Raw genomic sequence first — 1193 nt, 5'->3', positions numbered from 1 at the left:
GCTTTCTACGTAAGGGGAAGTTAGCCTCTGAACGCCGTTGTGGACAAGGGTCGTCGCGCGGCCGAGTTGTTCGAGGGGGCGAACAAACGGGCGTGGAGCCGTAGGGTCTGCTCGGAACCACGACGAGACGCGCGACCGGAGGACGAGACATGACGGTGACCCTGGCGGACGTGGCGGCTCGCGCACAGGTCTCCCCCGCGACGGTGTCACGCGTGCTCAACGGGAACTATCCCGTGGCCGCGTCCACCCGCGAGCGGGTGCTGAAGGCCGTGGACGAACTCGACTACGTGCTCAACGGACCCGCGAGCGCCCTGGCCGCCGCCACGTCCGACCTGGTCGGCATCCTGGTGAACGACATCGCCGACCCGTTCTTCGGGATCATGGCGAGCGCCATCCAGGGGGAGATCGGAGGGCCGGGCGGGCGCGCGGGCGGGGAGAGACTCGCGGTCGTGTGCAACACCGGGGGCTCGCCCGAACGCGAACTGACCTATCTCACACTGCTCCAGCGGCAGCGGGCGGCGGCGGTGGTGCTGACCGGCGGCGCGATCGAGGACGCGCCGCACAGGGCGGCGATGGACGCGAAGCTGCGGAAGCTGGCGGAGGCCGGGACGCGGGTGGTGCTGTGCGGGCGGCCGCAGGCGCCGGAGACCGGGGCGATCGCGCTGACCTTCGACAACCGGGGCGGGGGGCAGGAACTCACCGAGCTTCTCATCGGGTTGGGGCACCGGCGGCTCGGGTACATCGCGGGGCCCCTGGAACGGACGACGACGCGGCACCGGCTCGAGGGGCACCGTGCGGCGCTGGCGGCGCACGGGATCGAGGAGGACGCGCGGTGGACCGTCCACGGGCGGTACGACCGGCGGTCGGGGTACGAGGCCACGCTCGAGCTGCTGCGGCGGGACCCGTCGTTGACGGCCGTGGTCGCGGCGAACGACTCCGTCGCGCTGGGGGCGTGTGCGGCGCTGCGGGACTCCGGGATGCGGATTCCGGACGATGTGTCGGTGGCGGGGTTCGACGATCTGCCGTTCAGCGTCGACGCGGTGCCGGCGCTGACGACGGTGCGGTTGCCGTTGGCGGAGTCGGGGGCCCGGGCCGGGCGGATCGCGATGGGGCGGGAGGAGGCGCCGCCCGGGGGGATCGCCGTGGTCCGGGGGGAGTTGATGGTGCGGGGGTCTGTGGCGGGGCCTCGGGGG

Annotated in this window: 1 protein-coding gene; it reads left to right on the top strand. The window is 73.0% G+C overall.

Going from position 1 to position 1193, the window contains the following annotated elements:
* Positions 1-149: 149 nt before the first annotated feature.
* Positions 150-1193 (top strand): LacI family DNA-binding transcriptional regulator (locus B9S61_RS06440; RefSeq protein WP_103541349.1); only part of this gene is annotated, 1044 nt, incomplete at its 3' end.

This window comes from Streptomyces sp. SM1 (assembly GCF_002910825.1).
GTDB lineage: Bacteria > Actinomycetota > Actinomycetes > Streptomycetales > Streptomycetaceae > Streptomyces > Streptomyces okerensis.
Note: the sequence above shows the minus strand (reverse complement) of the source record. Positions and strands in the feature narration are given on the sequence as shown.